This is a genomic window from Sneathiella glossodoripedis JCM 23214 (assembly GCF_000616095.1).
Lineage (GTDB): Bacteria > Pseudomonadota > Alphaproteobacteria > Sneathiellales > Sneathiellaceae > Sneathiella > Sneathiella glossodoripedis.
The window spans coordinates 24,849-43,355 of sequence record NZ_BAMS01000007.1 but is presented as its reverse complement, the minus strand read 5'-3'; the positions used below and the strand labels follow the sequence as shown (position 1 = coordinate 43,355).

Below are 18,507 nucleotides of genomic sequence, written 5' to 3'. Positions count from 1 at the left end.
ATTACGATCTTTAAATGAGGTGTTTGCGTGTCAAATATAGATCTGAAACCAGTATCAAATAACTCCCATTATCTGGAAGCGGAACTGCAGGAACGCGTCAAATCAGAACCTGTCATTTTCGATTTTATTGAACACGCGGTGCTGGATGGCTTGTGGTATTGGGATTTGGAAAACCCTGAACATGAATGGATGAACGGCGAGTTCTGGAAACTGCTTGGGTTTGATCCAAACACAAAAAAGCATCTCGCCAGTGAGTGGCAGGAACTCATTTTTAAAGAAGATTTAGAGCTTGCTATCCAAAATCTGGAAAAACATAAGGCGGATCCCTCTCACCCTTATGATCAAATAGTTCGATATCGGCATGCTGATGGCTCTACTGTTTGGGTCCGTTGCCGGGGAATGGTAATCAGGGATAATACTGGCAAACCCATTCGCGTGCTCGGCGCCCATACAGATATCACAGAGCTTATGAAAGCTCAGGAAGCTCTACATGAATCCAAACAGGATTTGGAAAGTCAGTTATCGGAGCACTTGAAAGAGCTTGAATTTCAAAAATCAGCATTGGATGAACATGCCATTGTCAGTATCGCGGACGTTAAAGGTAATATCACCTATGTGAACGACAAATTCTGCGAAATCAGTGGTTATGAACGACGTGAGCTTATTGGCCAGAACCACAGAATTTTGAAATCCGGTGAACATTCCGCGGAAATGTACAAAGAACTGTGGAAAACCATTGCCAATGGCGGCACCTGGAACGGGAAAATTAAAAACTTAAAAAAAGGAGGCGGGCATTATTGGGTTTGGGCCACCATTATACCTGTTTTGGATGCAACGGGTAAACCCACACGCTATGTATCCATTCGCACGGATCTCACCGATCAAATCATCGCAGAAGAGCGCTTGAAAGCCGCCAAACAGGAAGCGGAGGATGCGAACAAGGCGAAATCCGATTTTCTGGCAAATATGAGTCATGAACTGCGAACCCCTTTGAATGCTGTGATCGGATTTGCGGAATTTGTGGATATGGGTCTTTCCTCGCAACAGATGGATCCAGAAAAAATCGCACATTATGCCAAGAACATCGGGGCTGCTGGGCGTGACTTACTTAGACTTATCAATGACCTGTTGGATTTTGCCAAGATAGAATCCAATCAGTTTGACCTTTCAGAAAGCCCATTTTTACTGAGTGATGAATTCAGCAATATAATTTCTACCTTCGAAGTCCGGGCGCGGAGAATAACGTATCCCTGCTCGCAGAACATGACAATTTGAACTACACGGTTTTTGGCGATTCCATGAGGATGCGTCAGGTGATCTTCAACCTTTTGGACAATGCGATTAAATTTTCCAAAGGCGGTACGGTTACTTTGAACACCGTAACCAGCGTACTGCCCGACGAGCAAGTGGCCATTGAAATTCTTGTTAAGGACAATGGTATTGGTATCGAACCTGACCGAATTGATCATATTTTCGACCCCTTTGCCCAATCTGACAGTTCCATTGCACGAAACTTTGGGGGCACAGGCTTGGGACTTCCTATAGCACGGCAGCTCACAAAACTTATGGGCGGCGATGTCAATGTAACGAGCACCTATGGCGTTGGCAGTATTTTTTCAGCACGATTTGTTTTCAAAGACCTCACGAAACTTCATAAAAGCCTCTCCAGACTGGACAGAGAAGATGGGTCACTTTTCGATTCACACCTTGGCCTAAACGTGCTCGCGGTGGATGATGTGGAGACAAATCTCGATGTGTTAGAAACAATGCTGACTGATATGGACTGTCAAATTCACAAAGTCCGAAATGGTCAGGAAGCCATAGACTGGACCCGAGAAAACACGCCAGATGTTATTCTCATGGATTTGCACATGCCGATTCTGGATGGAATTTCAGCGGCCAAAGCTATTAAAACACTTCCCGGCGGAAAAGAAGGCATACCCATCTATGCATGGACAGCAGATGTAACAAGCAAGCGGGCGTTAAAGGCGTCCAAGGTGGAGTGGGCCGGCACCATCATGAAGCCGACCACACGAAATTCACTTATGCTTGCTCTGAAGAATGCACAGGAGTTACACTCCTAGAGTCGAGCTATCAAAGGAAATCTACTAGTCAAATCACGAATTGCCTGCCCGACACGGTATATTTATTATTACCGTCTAACATCATTAAGTTACCGGTGAGGATAAACGCAAATTCAGTTAATCTTGGAACATCAAGATCAACGTTTGGATTTTCTGAAACCTGGCTACTGGAGTTTGCTGTATTTCCATCCTTCGCCATTTTATTGAGCAATTTACCAAGCTCGACCCTTTTTTTCTCGTCGTGAATTCTCAGTTCATCCCATTTCAAGTCAAGAGTTTTCCATGAATCGCGAGAGTTCATTTGCCAGTGCTCGTTAATTCTCCCATCCACAACTAAAGGAACAAGTTGTTTATTTGAATTTCTAAATTTAGAATTTTCGACAATATTCGCTAATTGCCTCAAGTCAATGCGGATTGATTGAGAATATGCATGCAATTCCTCGGCAACAAACCGACCATTTACAAGCCTGTCATACAAAACGCGGCCCGTCCGGCTTTTTACCAGTTCCACATATGAGGGGTAGATTGCACGATAAAACCGGTCACTTCCCAACGGCACCTCTTCTGCTGGGTCACCTCTTTCAACCGTTGAAAGATCAGCAAAAAACAAACTTGGCCATGCTGGTGTTTCCATTGCGGACCTGAATTTTTTCAATCTATTATGCATGATGTTTGTCCACACCTTGCGGGATATTTCCCGATAACAGTCCTTGTTGCTTTCTATTATGCGCATATATTTCTCAGCTGACTTTGCAGCAGCACATTTATCCGTGTGAATTGTAATAAAGAAATCCTCGACTGGACATTGCGTTAAGCGTGAAGCTTTTATCAACAAAGCAGCAACAATTTTATCTGTGAATCTAGGTTTAATCTCTGTCGGCCCTGCATTTCGACCTGGATCAATAACGCCATCCGGCGAACTCTGCAGAAAAGTATAATTTAATTGCAAGGTCGGTGCAGGCAACTGACAGGTTTTCCACGTTCCATCCTCAATCTGGGTAAAGAAATTTCGGGCAAACACGATGCCGTTATAAACTCCAAAAGGCTTGCCATCACGAGTATCATATATAAATGCTGAAATCGTTTTATCCGCAGGATTATAGCGATCGGGTTGATAGGCATGCCCGTCAATCAATCGCCGAACCGTTTCTGCCCCGTAACGCCCCCGCTTACCGTAAGCATCCAAATCCGCTTGTTGATAGATTACGCTGCACAATACCATCAAGAGTGACTGATTAAATTCCATCCAATCATTAGTATCATGTTGAGGATGTTTCACATTGTTCATGTTACAGGCATCATTCCAAACAAATAAACCAGCGTTCTCGCCCAGATTAATTCGGTTGCAATCCTTGCCGTTAAACGAATTGAAACCATTTTCTAAAAAATCTGCTTTTTCACGGCACTCATACCGCTGCAATACCAGGGTCAGTAAGATATTTAATTCTTTTTTACTTTTTGGAAGTGGCACCTGAATTCTGATGGCTCCGCCAATCTCCAAAAACGGGTGAATCGGACTCACTCCGTTCATAATTTCATCGAATTCGCAATTATATTTTCCCAACAATTCCGAGTAAGGCAATCCGGAATTAATCATCTTTGCGGCGGCTTCGTTTAGCGCTTTAACATATGGCTCTTCCCCGCCAAAACGCTCCAGAACCTGTAGACCAAAATCGCACAAACGCATATCAAGCTGTCTCACCGCTTTTTGTATTGCATGAGTATCTTCAACAAACATATCCTAAACCTCTTAATTAAACCTAAGGTTGTGGATATGGTTTCAAACTCATAATTATTCAACCATAAATTGTTTTGAAGTTTATAATTTCTATTTAACTAATGAAATTGATGCTCATTGACATAGCAAGTGGAGAAAAGCGTCAGACTCTATATTGTGCAATTTCGAAGGGAAAAACCTGATTGGCCGTTACTCTGAAAACGGCCAATCAAGCAAGCAAAAATAGAATAACTGATCAACCAAACTGAATTGATGACATCACTCAGGCATTCAGCACCCTGCCTCTTATTGCTGCCAAGTTTAATTGCCCTCGAAGAATTTTCTGCAACTCGCCAAGAGAGCCGGTGAGCTGGGGATTCGGTTGAACTTGAGAATTTTCAGCAGAGGAAAGCTTGACTTCACCGGTCAAAATATAAGCAAACTCCGTCAGTCGTGGAACATCAAGGTCAACATTTGGCACTTCCCCTGCCCATGAGTGACTATTGGCAGTGTTACCTGTCTTGGCCATTGTATTTAACAACATGCCCAATTCCTGCGCCATTTCTTCTGGAGATGCCATCACTTTTGGTTCTTTTTTGTGCATCCGCGCAAGGTCATCCACAAACGCCTCACCCGAATGGCGATTATTCATAAGCCAGAAGATCGAAATACGGCCATCATCGACAAAATTGAATTCTACTTTTTTTCCGTCGGGGTTTGTTCTTTCCACCTGTTTAGTGTGCAACAATTCCATCAATCTTTCGAACGGCAACCCATGCTTTTCGCAGAATTCTCCAATTTGTTTCTCATCAATTACCCCATTCAATAACTGTTTACTAATTTCTTGCCCCGTTCTTTTTTTAATCAATCTACAATATTCAGGGTAGATCGCGTGATAGAATCTATCACAGCCAAACGGCACCTCTTCCCCGGGATCCCCCTCCTCAACAGTAGACCTATCTACGAAGAACAGCATTTTCCAATCTTTGTGAGTACATTCCATTTCCGCGCGAAAACTTTGCAATCTGTTGTGGATTACATTTGTCCACACTTTTCTGGAAATGGCTTTGTATATGTCGCACTTATCATCAAGTGCTTGCATATATTTTTGAAACCCCTTAGCGGCGGCGCATTTGTCTGTATGTATGGTTAGATAGAACTTATCTGGTGCCACATTTTCTAACTGTGAGGCTTTCAGCAACAAACCCGCGACAATAAACTCCGTATGCTTGAATTTCCCACGATTCTTTTCTTGAAGTTCTCGAGGCATGATCTCGGTAAAAGTATAATTCAACTGTAAGGTGGGTTTTTCCGCATCGCATGTCAGCCACGCGCCCTGCTCATCCTGATAGTTAAATTGAGAGGGAATGACAACCCCGCTAAAAGCCGCGAAAGGCATTCCGTCAATGTCCGGGAACTCTTTTTCACCGTTACGAATGTAGTAAGTAAAAGTAGTGATAGTCTTGTTCGGAGGGCTTAGCTCCGTCGGAGATGAAGCATGACCATCAATTAATCGCCTAAGCGTTTCCGGCCCGTACCTACCGCGCTTGCCATAGTAAGAAAGATCCGCACGTTGATAAATGACGCTAATCAGCAAAATAGACAATGATTGAAAAAAATCCCCGTCATCAATATCTGCTGCAAATTTTTTGTTATTTCTGTGCATGGATGCTGCATCATTCCACACCAAAAGCCCAATATTGTGCGATATTTTTACATTGAACCCATCACGAGGCCGAAAATCTCTCAAGCCAGATTTAGCGAAATCTTCAAGATATTCAGAACCATAATCATGCAACACCACCTTTAGCAGCATTCCAAGTTCGCTCATGGTCTTCGGCAAGGGAACCTGGGTCCGGAGTGCCCCACCGACTTCCAAAAAAGGGTGGACGATACTAAGCCCGCTCTGAAACCCGTTATTGCTACAGTGATAATGCGACAGCAACTCAAGGTTACTAACTTTTTCTGGAAAACCCCCTCCTATAATTCTCTCGGCTGTCAACTCCAGTGCTTTAAAGTATTTTGTAGACTTTTCCGCATCGGTAAGGATCTCCAAATTAAATGTAGTTCCGGGTTTTAGTGCAAGAGACGGAACAAGTTTTTGCTCCATATGGATATCTTCGACAAACATAGTACACACCTTTCAAATTAACTTAAGGTTGTGTACATGGGTGTTGAAGGCGTTATTTTCAACTTATGGTAGTTTTAAACAAATTTGCAATCTATCTTTTAATTCCACATCACCTTTGGCAACCAAAGGGAAAGCGAGGGGATTGCGACAATTAATAAAAGGGCGATTATATCCATCACGAGAAACCAGGTCACACCGCGGAAAATGTTTTGCAGGGAAACACGGCTTCCAAGCGCCCCTTTTATGACATAGACGTTCAAACCAATGGGTGGCGTGATTAGTCCAATTTCCAACAGTTTGATGATAATGATTCCAAACCAGATCAGGTTCATGTCCGCGCCAGCTACCAACGGTAGAATTATCGGAAGAGTGAGGAGCATCAAACCGATCGACTCAACAAACATCCCAAGAATAACGTAAATGACGGCTACACCGAGGATAATAAGATATGGATTACCATCCGTCAGGGATAGAACCATTTGCGCAAGATCAGTCGGCAAGCCACTTAAAACCAAAAACCGGGTAAAGAATAAAGTTCCTATTAAAATGGCGAAAATACTGCTGCTGCCGACTACGGCAAGCTTCACCGCCTCTTTGAAATTTTGCCAGTTCAACTGACGGCGCAATGCCGCAATCATGGTTGCCACTAACGCACCGACCGCGCCGGCTTCTGTTGGGGAAAATAGGCCGGTAAAAATACCACCAAGGACCGCGCCGATCAAAATTGGAAGCGGCCAGACATCAGACAATGCAGACAGCTTTTCTGCTATTCCAGTTGAAGGTTGCGAGTGACCATTTCCCGCCAGCTCTGGATTGAAATGAGCGCGTAATATGATCATTCCCACATACAAACCGGCTGAGATAAGGCCTGGCAGGAAACCCGCGATAAATAATGCTCCGATGGAAACTTCGGCATAAATTCCATACAGAACCATTAAAATGCTGGGAGGAATTAACGATCCCAAAGTGCCGGAAGCCGCGATTACCCCACTCGCAAATCCGGGCTCATACTTGTGTTTTAACATTTCCGGGACAGCAATTCTCGCCATGGCGGAGGCAGTGGCAACGCTTGGGCCTGATGCAGAAGCGAATAAAGCACTGGCTGCAACTCCAGTTACCGCCAATCCCCCCGGCAATTTTGCAGGAAGATACGCATAGCATTAAACAGACCATTGGTCATACCTGTTGTCGTGCAAATGAATCCCATCAACAGGAACATTGGAACCGCTGTCAACGCCCAGTTTCCAATAAAATTGAACGGAACGGATGATATAATTCCGAGGCCCGCCCGCAAATCCAGCATCCAGATAATGCCAATAATGGAAACACTACCCAGTGCAACAGCGATAGGAACACGCAATCCCATCAATAGAAGAGTTGCAATGACCCCATATATACCAATGGCTCCGGTACTCATATCACTGCCTCTGTAGGGTCGGACTGTTCGGTGACGGGAAGGCTTAAAGACAAACAGGTTTTCACCGCATTCAACACCAACATCAATACCAGTGCAGAACTGCCGATTGGCAACGCCCACCGACTGGGCCAAACATAAAATAGGAAATTTGCCATCACCGTTTCCAACTGTTCTGTCGCTTTAAGAGCATCAAGAAAAGTCGTATAGGCAAACAAACCGTAATAGGCTGCCGCTAATAATGTACCTGTCACATAAACGAATATTTTTAGATTTGGCGGAAATTTCTGGAAAAACAAATCAACTGATACATGCTCCCCGCGCAGTTCCACATAAGGCAAAGCAAGGAAGACCAGACTAACCATGTAGTAATAAGAAACGGTTTCAAGCGTTCCTGTAAGCGGTGAATTCAGGATCAGTTTCGCAGCGATATCTGCCCCAACATGGACCATCATTAAGACCAGAAACAGGCAACATAAGGCCATCATGCTTCGGACAATATAAAGGATCAGTTTTTCTGTTTTGAATTTTGATAACTTTACATCGTCCATTTCGTCCCCATTGCGACTATCCGGCTGGATCTTCATCCAACTGATTATGTAAAATCTGTTTCCAGCAATTTCTGATGCTTTCAAAATAAGCATCATCGGAGCGGATGACCGTCTGAATTCCCATACCCCTCATCAGGCAAAGTGTTGTATTTAAAAGGGTTTGCACCTTTTCTGGAGAAGAGTTTTTATAATGAAAAAACTGCGACCAAATCTCGTTCAGGCTTTCATGGAAATTCAAACTCACGGGAATAACAGCATCGCGCAGTTTTTCATCTGTACGCGCACTTGAAAGAAAATCTATCGTAATCATGAACAGGCGGCTGGAAAAACGACCCCACAGGAAATCCACAAAATCATCGATGGTTTTTTCGTGTCGGGCATAGGCGCCGGCCTCCTCACGAATGAACTCAATCTCGTCGGCCAATAATTTTTCAATCGCCGCTGCAATCAACATTTCTTTACTTGGAAAGTGATGCAACATGGCCCCTCTGGAGACCCCGGCTCGCTTGACAATCTCGGTCGTGGACGCATTCTGAAAACCGTCTTCGTAAATACTGTCCAGTGTTGCCAGAAGCAACCTTTCCTGCATTCTTAAAGATCTGACAGCCTGCTTGCCGGGTTTTTCAATTTTGTTCATCGTGACCTGCTTATGGATTAACTAATGATAAAATAATATTATCAATAATTTCCCCCACTCCACAATCGAGGAGCGGTTATTTCCAATTTTTTAGTTCACACCGAAACTTTTTACATCCAGCCTGCTATACAAATTATCCCAAATAATTCTTTCAATTTCAGTTGCATCCTGTCGATCAACAGTCGCGAATAGTTTTTCCCATTTTTTGACCTTGCTATCGAATTCACCCAATATTTTTTCAGAATCCTGCAGGCCATATTTCTCTCGACCTTTTGAATAGACCTCATTCAGATTGGTCTTTGCAAATTCGGAAATCGAATTCAAAATATCTTCACCCGGCTCATAGATTGTAACTCCGTGAGAGGCTGCCTCATCAAGCGCTTCCTTGACCGAAGCGGCATAGCTACATACAAGTTCGCCATCGAACGTGCGTTCGCCCTAAAGAATATTTCTCTTTTTCTGGGAGTTAAATCATTCCAGTATGACTGATTGAAAGCCCACATGGGACCAGACCAATAAAGCCCAAGCGGGGCCATGGTTGTATGCTTGGCCACATCCCACAAACTTCTGGATTTAAGGTCATTCGCCACATTAACAGCGCAATCAAGTGTTCCTTTTTCAACACCTTGATACATTTCACTGGAGGGAATATTTACAGGAACAGCCCCAATCTCTTCCGCCCAACGGGACATAGCAGCACCAGCGGTCCGCAACCGTTTGCCTTTTAGATCTGCCAGCGTTTTTACAGGTTCACGGCACATTAAATTATAGGGAGGCGTGCTATAGCCACCAGTGTAGACGACCCCAGCCTTTCGCCATTGCTCCTGCGCTCGTTCGTTGTTCGTGTTAAAATCCGTCGCCGCAGCAATCATCACCAGCGGGTCACTATAATTGAACCCCATTTCCTGAATTGCGTTGGTAATAGGCAGTTCCGCTGGTGTGTAAGTTGCTGCATGGTATCCCACATTTACGATACCATCGCGAACACCCGCCATCCCTGAACGTGGAGGTAAAATTACTGTTCCAGTGAAGACTTTCGCATCCAGTTCGCCGTCTGAAAGCTCTCGAACTGTTTCCGCCCATTGTACATACCCAAATTTTGCCAATGGATGCTGAGCAGGGAAAAATATATTTGCCTTTAAGTTGTCAGCGGCGACCGACCCTATGCCAGTCATTCCAATTACAAAGCTGCAGACCAACGCGGTGACGCCTGTTTTGATCTGTGTTTTCATGAACTCCTCCCAAGTTATAGAGTTAAAGAGCGGATTTAAAAATCTCTCCCTGTTTGATAACGGCTTTCAAATATCTGTCTGGAGCCTGCAGTACGCCAATATCTGTCAGCGGATTACCATCCAGCACGATCAGATCGGCAAACGCCCCTTCGATAATTTCGCCAATTTGCCCCTCCATCTGAAATAACTCCGCAGCGGTTACTGTCGCGGATCGGATCAACTCTGCAGGACTTTGAAACGCACTTCTAATTTCGAACTCAGTCAGTTGATGTTCGTGCATTGCTCCCAATAGGTCGGTGCCAAACACCATTTTCACGCCTCGGTCACTCGCGCGGGAATGCGTTCTGTGACCAGCCTCCACCACCTCATGAACTTTTTTGTACATATCTTCAGACAGCCCGTTCTTGAGACCTTCTCTTCTCAAGGCTTCATGAGTTGACATTGTTGGGACAAGGAAAGCCTCTTTTTCGAGGAGCAGATCAATCGTGCTGTCGTCGATCAGGTTACCGTGCTCCAGCGAACGCACCCCACATTCCAACGCTCTGTTTGCCGCTCTTGCTGTATAAACATGGGCGGCGACATATGTTTCAGCCGCTTCTGCCTCTTCGACTGCAGCCCTGATTTCATCCATGGAGAATTGTGTATTTCCAATTCGGTCTGTCGGAGATGACACCCCACCGGATGCCATGATTTTGATAAAATGCGCACCTTTTCGCAGTTCATCGCGACAGCCACGCCTAACCTCTGGTACGCCATCAACCACCCTGCCAAGCCCAGCACAGCAGGTGCATTCTTCCCAATTTTCCCCCGGTCCGCGCATATCCCCATGTCCACCGGTTTGTGAAATGGCGTGACCGCAGAAAAGGAGCCTGGGTCCAATGAGGTAACCTTCTTCTACTGACTTGGCGAGCCCGTAATCCGCCCCGCCACAATCACGTACAGTTGTAAATCCCCGCATCAGCATTCCACTTAAAATCTGCCTGATCGAGCGGCAACATAACTGGGAGACCAGGTTATCAGATCGGGAAAACTGGCAGTTGCGGCGACCACATGAACATGGGCATCGCAAAGTCCCGGCATTACAACCTTGCCGTCAACATCCAGTGTTTCGTCGGCAGGTTTCGTTGAACCCGCTGAAATTTCCGATATGATACCATCTTCAATGCGAATATTGCGCTTACCGACAATATTTCCTGCACGGGTATCCAGAAGGTTGGCATTCTTGAGTATCAAACTAGTTGGTTTCACTTTATTCCCTCGCGCAATCGTAAAATTTGACTTTTTTCTCTGCTGCCAGCACAGGCCCGAGTAGCTCTGCAACCCGTTCAGCTTTATGGACGCTCCTGCTGTTATAGAAACCTTCTACATCCAACATGTTCAGCATCGCGTGGACCTGGCCTGCATATTTAATGGGAATGTTGACCGCAGATCCCAGCCCCATATTCAGGAGCAATGTGTGATCTGGAAAAATTCTCCGCAGATCGCCTTTATTCTTTGCAATCAGAACTTCTCCCTTTTGAAGTACGATTGCTCCCCATTCCGTTGAGCCAAGTGCCTTGAAACCACCAACAGGAAAATTAACTGGATCGGAGCTATAAAGTCGCGACACCATTCTCCGGGAGTTCTGAAAACCCAATATAGTAAAGAGCTTGTAGCCGACTTGATCGCGTAATATTTCGGAAACACAGTCAAAAATGAGCTGCTGATCAGAGTCTTGATTAACAAGCTCAATCAATTGATCATTGAAATTAGTCATCATGCTCCCCCTTTGAGTGCGGAAGGCAACCAAAGCGCAATATTCGGAAAAGCTGTTAGCAAAATTACGCCCAGACATAAGAGTAAGAAAAAGGGTAATGATGCCCGAGCGACACGGCTTATGGGCATATTTGTCAATCCTTGTAGAACAAAAAGGTTGAAGCCCACTGGCGGCGTAATCGTCGCCAGCTCCACCATCAAAATGAGGAATACACCAAACCACAACGGATCGAATCCCGCTTGAACAATAAGAGGAAGCGTGATCGGAAGGCTCATGACCGTGATCGAAATTCCTTCCAGAAAAAGCCCAAGCAAAACGTAAAATAGCGCGAGAATGGCGACAAGCGCATAGGGCGATAATTCCAGACCCGCAATCAAAGAGGCAACCGACTGCGGCAAATGCAAATACCCCATTGTGTAGAAAGCAATGCCGCAGCGATCACCAAGGAGATAACCATCGCTGACATTTTCACTGCATTGATCAATGACTCGCCAATCACCGCGAATGTCAGTTGTCCCGTAAACACCGCAATCAACAGCGCCGCCAGCACCCCAATTGCAGCAGCCTCAGAGGGCGTGGCCAACCCGGAATAGATCGCCCCCAACACGATTACGATTAACAGAACAATAGGTACCAGATTCAGGAAATCTCCAAGTCGAACCGGTAATTTTTCCTGTGCAGCCAGTTGCGCCGATATCACAGGGTCGAGGCTTGCCCGGCAAGCAATATAAGTGGAATACAAGGCCGCAACCATGAGCCCCGGCAATACGCCTGCGGCGAATAAAGAAACGATTGAAACCTCTGCCAATATTCCATAAACGATCATCACTATGGACGGCGGGATTAATAGACCCAGACTGCCTGCACCAGCCAGAGATCCAACGGCAAGAAGCGGATCATACTGGCGTTTAGTCAGCTCATCCAAAGAGATCCGGCCGACGGTCGCTGTGGTTGCTGTGCTGGAGCCACTCACTGCGGCAAACAGGGTGCACCCAACAATATTGACGTGAAGTAACCGGCCAGGAATTCTGGCGACAAGCGGCGCGAGACCGTTGAATAATCTTTGTGAAATATCCGTTCGGAAAATTATATCTCCCATCCAGATAAACATGGGGATTGCTGCGAGTTCCCACGAACTTGCGCTGCGCATCATAATTTTGGTGGCAATTGACCCTATGCGCGCCAATGAGAAATCCAGAAGGAAAAACTGGACGGTGACGGATACAAGAATAAGACCGATAAAGACCCAAATTCCGCTGCCAAGGAATAGGAAAATAAGAAGTAATACGATGAGTGCGGCGCCGATATCAGTCATGACCTGAAGCCCCTTTCGCGCCTTCCATCCCCGCATAGTCAGCACCTAATGCAACTGATATCGCCTGGGCAACGAACTGCAACACGAGCAACACCAGTCCCGCAAGGATAAAACTTTGCGGTATCCAAAGTGGGATTTCGGCGATTGAGTTACTAACGACCCCCCTGTCAAAATTTCGGTAAATCAGCTTTGCTACATACCAGGTAAGTCCGCTGAACAAAGCTGTACCTACCAATAGGGAAAGAACTTCAACAGCTCTTCTGGGTTGTGGTGACAAATGAGCCAGGATCATTTCAACACGAATGAAGACCCCATCACGCAATGTCGCAGCGAAAGCGAGAAATGTCATAGCCGCAACGCCATATCCTACGAATTCATCCAATACATAAGTGGATGAGTTAAAGAAACTGCGCAGGGTAATTTCCAGAAGTATAAAACTGACAATCATAACCAGGATAACGCAGGACAGGACAGCCGCACATTGGCTAAGTCGATCCACAAATTGCCGATACATATCCAGTTCCTTTCCAAAAAAAAGCCGGGCAGTGTCACCTGCCCGGCAAGACAGGTACAGGGTGAGGAAAAGAGTTATTGAGATTTCCGAGCGCGGTAAGCGTCGATAATCCTCTGACCGCGATCACCGGTTTTTTTCAACCAGTCATTTAAAGCAAGGTTTCCTGCTTCAGCCAGCCCATCAAGAAGTTTGTCAGTTCCCGTTAGAATTAACGTGCCACCATCTTTTTCGACCTGCTCGTAATTTCTCTCTGTGCGACTGACAACTTCGGACCAGTTGCGGTCGGAGGCAATCTTGGCGGCTGCAATTACGGCGTCCTGCAACTCTGCAGGCAGGTTATCAAACGTGTCCTTGTTCATATGAACAAAATTTAACGGAAGCGCATAGTTTATCTCAGTGAAGTAAGGAGTATGCTCAACAAATTTTTGGGAAACGCCCCCTTCAGCAGATGTCAATACTGAAGTTATGCCGCCTGTAGCAAGCTGCGGGACAACATCGCCCCAAGCCAGTTGAATTGGTGCAGCGCCAATGGCTTTGAACGTGTTGGTTCCACCCGGATCATAGGTTCTGATCTTCAACTCTTTAAGATTTGCCAGTTCTTTTACAGGTTGCTTCGACCAAATCCCGGATGCCGGCCATGGAGAGGTATATAATAGTTTCTGTCCATTCTCTTCAAAAAACTTTTCATACTCATTAAACGCAACTTCCATAAGGATTTTTGCATCATCGACAGTTTTTACGAGAAAAGGCACAGATGACAAAAGTGCGATGGCGTCTACTCCACCCATAAATCCCGCCGGGGTATCGGCGATTTCAACTGCACCATCACTAACAGCATCAAAGTGATCCGCGGATTTATAGCCGAGGGCACCGCCTGGATGTACTGTCACTTTAATTTTGCCTTGGGAAAGTTTTTCCAATTCGTTGGCAAAAACCATATCTCCTTCAGCATGAATACTGGTAGCCCCATAGGCATTGGCAAGATCCCACTTATATTCAGCAGCATACGCAGTTGATGTAAAAGCAGTACCTGTTAAGACAATTGCTGCTGACATAGCAGCCCCTAATGCGAACTTTGCAAGTCCAAAATTTTCCAGTCTAGCTAACGTTTTCATCCGATCCTCCCAGTGTTTCAGGATGATCGTCAATACGCTCATATAAAAAAACAGTCAAGACTGTTTGTTTTAATATTACTATTCTATTTTTGTCATAAAAGTTTCAAAGATCTTTTTTGCGCACACTAAAATGGATAGCGAAAGACCCAGAATTTCCCTTGCAATTATAGTTGGTGCTGAAAATCAGACTTATTTTATAAGCCTTTATCCGCCCCTCGAAATTTCACTGCCCTTCGTCAGAAAAACAACAGAGCAGGTTTAAATCTATCTTGATCCACAAACAGGCGAACAACCAGCCTATCGACCCAAAAGAAGATTTGTCATCCAGAAAGCCAAAAAACAAATTTCAGTTTTATCTAATGATTCGACAAGCGGTAAATCTAGCCTAAAGAAATCTCATCAGTTTTGCCGTAAAGCAGGTAAACCGACCCCTGTACTTTCAAATCCACCATCAACCGAGACTATTTGCCCGGTAACATAGGAAGCTTTATCTGAACATAAAAAGACAATCACTTCGGCAATTTCCTGTTCCGTTCCATATCGGTTTAATGGAATGGCGTCGTGGTATGCATCTATGATGTCTTGGGAATGAACCGCCATCGCCAGTTTCGTTCTAACCGGGCCCGGACAAACGCAATTTGCCCTCACCCCGAATTCACCGAGTTCCGCTGCCTGCTGTTTTGTGAGATGAATAACAGCCGCCTTTGAGGTCCCATAAGCGACCCTGAGCGTTGAAGCCCGCAACCCAGAAATAGAAGCGATATTGACAATTGAGCCATTGGTTTCTTTTAAGAGCGGGATGAATGTCTGGGACATCAGGAATACGCCATCAAGGTTAGTCTGCATAACATTGCGCCATCTTGAAAAATCGGTCTCCTCCATGGGGCCAAAATCAGCTACTCCCGCATTATTGACCAGCGCATTTACATTTTGCGCTTCAAGTTTAATTTCCTCAAACGCGCTTTGTACCTCTTTAGGCTCTGAAACATCGCATATTATTGGTGAGGTGTTTTGAAGGTCCTTTGAAGCTGCGATCAACTCTGGACCATCGCGGTCTAACATGACGACTTGCCAGCCGCTGCCCAAAAACAATTTGGAGGTCGCCAACCCGATGCCACGTGCTGCACCTGTTACTATCGCTGTTTTTGACATAATCCCCCCAAATTAAATTTTAATATTTGTCAATCATCCAATGCGTTACGTATAGCGGATGCCAATTCGGATCGAGTATAAGGTTTTTTCAGAATGGTTTCAGTATTTCCCGTATTTCCCTCTGCTGATCGCTGGTTATAGCCACTCGTCAACAATATTTTAAGATCCGAACTCATCTGCCGTGCGAGTTCCGCCAAACCAAATCCATCCATATCTTCTGCCAGGATGACGTCACTGAATAGAAGCTCTATCTCAGGGTTACTTGATAATAAATCCAGCGCCTGTTTCGAATTTTGCGCAGCCACGACTGAATATCCATTTGTCTCCAGCACCTTGCGGGTTATTTCCAGCAATTCATGTTCATCATCAACAATCAAGATCAATTCACCGCGCCCAGTTGGCCCTTGATCCGCCTTTTCTTCTTTAGCAGCATATGCATCTGCATTTTCATCTGCAGGCAGGTAAAGGCTGAACTTTGTTCCCATTCCCGGCTCTGACTGTAACTCAATAAAACCACCACTACGTTTCACGAAACCAAAAACCATACTCAAGCCAAGACCTGTGCCCTTGCCGACATCCTTTGTCGTGAAAAAGGGCTCAAAAACTCGTTCACGAATATCTTTCGACATTCCTGTACCCGTGTCTTTCACTGTTACAACGACATAATTTCCTGGGCTGGATTCAGGGAAATCCTGTAGCTGCGAACTATTCAACTCCTTATTCTCTGTAGATATCACCAGAGTACCACCGCTTGGCATCGCGTCACGGGCGTTTAAGGATAAATTGAGCAAAGAGTCTTCGAAGTCACCAATATTAATTGCTACATCGTACAAATCCTCATGAAGGTCGAGCTCAACCGTTATGGAGCTCGTCAGAGACTTGGATATTAGATTGCTCATATTCCGGACGAGTTCATTAATATCCGCATGATCAATCGACCCGTGATGGTGGCGTGAAAAGCCCAGGAGTTTGTGCGTAAGCTCCGCTGCCCTTGCTGCTCCCTTCAATGCATTTTCTGCAAATTGCTTTTGTGGTGACGGATCTTCCAAACCTTCAGCGAGAAGTTCCAGATTACCAAATATGATCCCCAGTATGTTGTTAAAATCATGAGCAATGCCGCCACTTAACTGGCCGACAGCTTCCATTTTTTGCGAGCGACGCAACGCTTCTTCCGTTCGCGTCAGCTCCGTGATATCCCGTCCAACGCCACGGTAACCTCTAAATTCACCAGAAGGCGAATAAATCGGTTTACCGCTTGTAATGATGTATCGGGTCTCCCCGTCTGGACGCACGATGGTAACTGGTGGGCTCACAAATTCGATTTCATCTTCTACGCTATCCAGATAACTATTCCAGGTACCTTGTGCCGTTACCTCGGAATACCCATGCACTTCGTGACGGCTTTTGCCCAACATTTCTTCTGCAGACAAACCCAGAACTTCATCAATCTTGCCATTTACGTAACTAAATGTAAGGGTTTCATCCATCTCCCAGAACCAATCGGCAGCATCGGTTGCAAAATCCCTGAAACGTTCCTCATTTTTTTCCAGCTCTATTTGAGCTTCCCTCAAATCAGTAATATCCGATGCCAGGGATAGCAACGAGCCGTCCGGCAAGCGATGCTCATGTATTTGCAACCAGGTCCCGAACTTTGTTTTTTCAACAATTGTATTTGAACCATAATATTTGAGATGCTTTTTGCGATTGGCGATATATTCTTCTCGCCCAACCGTGATGTCCGGATAAACACCCAGTTTTAGATTATAATCCAAAAATTCTTCATACTTCATCCCAACCCTGACAAAGCGGGCACCTTCTGGATTAACTTCACGGTATCTTTTATTGGCAAATACGAAGCGATCATTTTCATCGAACAGGATGATACTGGTATCGGATGCATCAATCGCAGCATGAAGGCGGTCGGCAAGTTTTCTCTGTTCGGAGAGCGCTGCTCCCTGATATTCAATTTGCCTTTCAATCGCCTGATTTTCAGCTTCAAGCTCTCTTTGACTGGACTTTAATTCGGTGACATCGGAAATTGTCGTAACGATACCTTCATCCACCAATTTTCGGGAAATTCTCAATATTCTGCCCGAATTAATCTCCCTTTCGACAACGAAGTCACCTTTCTTGAACAACTCACCAATAAACTCATCGACAGTTGTATCCTCCTCAGGATCGCCGAGGTTTCCGGTACTGGATAAAAACTTATAAATTTCCCTGACAGGAAGCCCTTCCCTGTTCATTTCAACCGGCAAGCCCATAAGCTCAAATAACTGATCATTGGCCATTTTGACGATCAGATCGCGACCAACCAACGAAACGCCATCACTGATATTATTCAAAATTGTATCGAGTATATGATTTTGTCTTTCGAGGCGCGTACTTACTTTCTCAATTGCCACCTTCTGAGACTGTGTAATCTCAGTAAGAGATGTATTCTCCGTCCGCAGGTGATCCTCTTCACGCGCGCGATTAGTCACATCTGTAAAAGTTACGACAAGCCAACCATCGTCATTAAATATTCCATGCCGCCAAATTACTCTGCCATTGGGCCGTGCGATTTGATAGTCGAAAGGTTTCCCTTTTTGAAGCGGAGCCATTCGGATGCGAACAAGGTCCTCTACGTCCCCTGCTCCATATTCTCCGCGCTCGGCGTTAAATCTAAAATGGTCTTCGATGTGAACGCCCGGTAACATCAGTTCTTCTGGAAGACCCATCATCTGCGCACCGATACTATTGTGCGACACCAGTTTCAGATCCTGATCAAAAACAAACACACCGTGTGGGAAAGTTTCAAGGAGGTCTAAATTTTTTAAACTCCGCTCCATTCCTCTCTCTTTTTGATTATAGGTATTGTTGTTTTTATACATGGCACATTCACTGAAT

At 45.2% G+C, this 18,507-nt stretch carries 13 protein-coding genes and 3 pseudogenes; 2 read left to right on the top strand and 14 right to left on the bottom strand.

What is annotated here, in order from left to right; translation table 11 throughout:
- Positions 1-27: 27 nt before the first annotated feature.
- Positions 28-1,275 (top strand): sensor histidine kinase, encoded by a 1,248-nt coding sequence (locus JCM23214_RS22885; protein ID WP_025900072.1) that lies wholly within the window; start codon positions 28-30, stop codon positions 1,273-1,275.
- A gap of 23 nt (positions 1,276-1,298) precedes the next feature.
- Positions 1,299-2,084, top strand: coding sequence for an ATP-binding protein (locus JCM23214_RS17500; protein ID WP_267879435.1), 786 nt, complete (start codon positions 1,299-1,301; stop codon positions 2,082-2,084).
- Between the two features lie 28 nt (positions 2,085-2,112).
- On the opposite strand, the gene JCM23214_RS17495 is transcribed toward JCM23214_RS17500, so the two are convergent.
- The 14 genes and pseudogenes from JCM23214_RS17495 to JCM23214_RS22870 form a co-directional block, all read right to left on the bottom strand.
- Positions 2,113-3,822 carry a hypothetical protein gene (locus JCM23214_RS17495; RefSeq protein WP_025900070.1) on the bottom strand — a complete coding sequence of 570 codons (1,710 nt, stop codon included), beginning with the start codon at positions 3,820-3,822 and terminating at the stop codon, positions 2,113-2,115.
- Positions 3,823-4,084: 262 nt separating this feature from the next.
- Positions 4,085-5,932, bottom strand: a complete 1,848-nt coding sequence (locus JCM23214_RS17490; RefSeq protein ID WP_025900069.1) for a hypothetical protein — start codon at positions 5,930-5,932, stop codon at positions 4,085-4,087.
- 98 nt (positions 5,933-6,030) lie between these two features.
- Positions 6,031-7,349: pseudogene (locus JCM23214_RS21655) on the bottom strand (TRAP transporter large permease).
- The gene (locus JCM23214_RS21650; RefSeq protein ID WP_159104387.1) at positions 7,346-7,897 is read right to left on the bottom strand and encodes a TRAP transporter small permease; all 552 of its coding nucleotides are present in this window, start codon (positions 7,895-7,897) and stop codon (positions 7,346-7,348) included. Before JCM23214_RS21650 ends, JCM23214_RS21655 begins: the two are co-directional and overlap by 4 nt.
- Positions 7,898-7,913: 16 nt before the next feature.
- Positions 7,914-8,534, bottom strand: a complete 621-nt coding sequence (locus JCM23214_RS21645) for a TetR/AcrR family transcriptional regulator (protein ID WP_037493949.1) — start codon at positions 8,532-8,534, stop codon at positions 7,914-7,916.
- Positions 8,535-8,624: 90 nt separating this feature from the next.
- A complete protein-coding gene (locus JCM23214_RS22880) occupies positions 8,625-8,858 on the bottom strand; it encodes a hypothetical protein (RefSeq protein WP_051548238.1) in 234 nt (77 codons plus the stop codon).
- Entirely contained in the window at positions 8,855-9,766 is a 912-nt protein-coding gene (locus tag JCM23214_RS21640; protein WP_051548237.1) for a C4-dicarboxylate TRAP transporter substrate-binding protein, read from the bottom strand. The genes JCM23214_RS22880 and JCM23214_RS21640 overlap by 4 nt, the downstream gene beginning before the upstream one ends.
- 22 nt (positions 9,767-9,788) lie before the next feature.
- Positions 9,789-11,032: pseudogene (locus JCM23214_RS21635) on the bottom strand (metal-dependent hydrolase family protein).
- A complete protein-coding gene (locus tag JCM23214_RS22875; protein WP_148301931.1) occupies positions 11,016-11,525 on the bottom strand; it encodes a GAF domain-containing protein in 510 nt (169 codons plus the stop codon). The pseudogene JCM23214_RS21635 and the gene JCM23214_RS22875 overlap by 17 nt, the downstream one beginning before the upstream one ends.
- Positions 11,522-12,837, bottom strand: a pseudogene (locus JCM23214_RS21625) (TRAP transporter large permease). Before JCM23214_RS21625 ends, JCM23214_RS22875 begins: the two are co-directional and overlap by 4 nt.
- Positions 12,830-13,351, bottom strand: coding sequence for a TRAP transporter small permease subunit (locus JCM23214_RS17450; protein WP_025900066.1), 522 nt, complete (start codon positions 13,349-13,351; stop codon positions 12,830-12,832). Before JCM23214_RS17450 ends, JCM23214_RS21625 begins: the two are co-directional and overlap by 8 nt.
- Positions 13,352-13,425: 74 nt before the next feature.
- Complete coding sequence (locus tag JCM23214_RS17445; RefSeq protein WP_025900065.1) at positions 13,426-14,466, bottom strand: TRAP transporter substrate-binding protein; 1,041 nt, start codon at positions 14,464-14,466, stop codon at positions 13,426-13,428.
- Positions 14,467-14,865: 399 nt separating this feature from the next.
- On the bottom strand, positions 14,866-15,618 hold the full coding sequence (locus tag JCM23214_RS17435; RefSeq protein WP_037493947.1) for an SDR family NAD(P)-dependent oxidoreductase: 753 nt from the start codon (positions 15,616-15,618) through the stop codon (positions 14,866-14,868).
- 29 nt (positions 15,619-15,647) lie between these two features.
- Positions 15,648-18,449, bottom strand: a complete 2,802-nt coding sequence (locus tag JCM23214_RS22870) for a PAS-domain containing protein (RefSeq protein WP_159104386.1) — start codon at positions 18,447-18,449, stop codon at positions 15,648-15,650.
- Between the last annotated feature and the right edge of the window lie 58 nt (positions 18,450-18,507).

What these genes read in the sequence shown, in the direction of transcription:
- JCM23214_RS22875 (WP_148301931.1), bottom strand. Translation starts at nt 11,525, where the DNA reads ATGATGACTAATTTCAATGATCAATTGATTGAGCTTGTTAATCAAGAC.
- JCM23214_RS22870 (WP_159104386.1), bottom strand. Translation starts at nt 18,449, where the DNA reads ATGGAGCGGAGTTTAAAAAATTTAGACCTCCTTGAAACTTTCCCACAC.
- JCM23214_RS17490 (WP_025900069.1), bottom strand. Translation starts at nt 5,932, where the DNA reads ATGTTTGTCGAAGATATCCATATGGAGCAAAAACTTGTTCCGTCTCTT.
- JCM23214_RS17500 (WP_267879435.1), top strand. Translation starts at nt 1,299, where the DNA reads ATGAGGATGCGTCAGGTGATCTTCAACCTTTTGGACAATGCGATTAAA.
- JCM23214_RS17445 (WP_025900065.1), bottom strand. Translation starts at nt 14,466, where the DNA reads ATGAAAACGTTAGCTAGACTGGAAAATTTTGGACTTGCAAAGTTCGCA.
- JCM23214_RS21645 (WP_037493949.1), bottom strand. Translation starts at nt 8,534, where the DNA reads ATGAACAAAATTGAAAAACCCGGCAAGCAGGCTGTCAGATCTTTAAGA.
- JCM23214_RS21640 (WP_051548237.1), bottom strand. Translation starts at nt 9,766, where the DNA reads ATGAAAACACAGATCAAAACAGGCGTCACCGCGTTGGTCTGCAGCTTT.
- JCM23214_RS17435 (WP_037493947.1), bottom strand. Translation starts at nt 15,618, where the DNA reads ATGTCAAAAACAGCGATAGTAACAGGTGCAGCACGTGGCATCGGGTTG.
- JCM23214_RS21650 (WP_159104387.1), bottom strand. Translation starts at nt 7,897, where the DNA reads ATGGACGATGTAAAGTTATCAAAATTCAAAACAGAAAAACTGATCCTT.
- JCM23214_RS17495 (WP_025900070.1), bottom strand. Translation starts at nt 3,822, where the DNA reads ATGTTTGTTGAAGATACTCATGCAATACAAAAAGCGGTGAGACAGCTT.
- JCM23214_RS17450 (WP_025900066.1), bottom strand. Translation starts at nt 13,351, where the DNA reads ATGTATCGGCAATTTGTGGATCGACTTAGCCAATGTGCGGCTGTCCTG.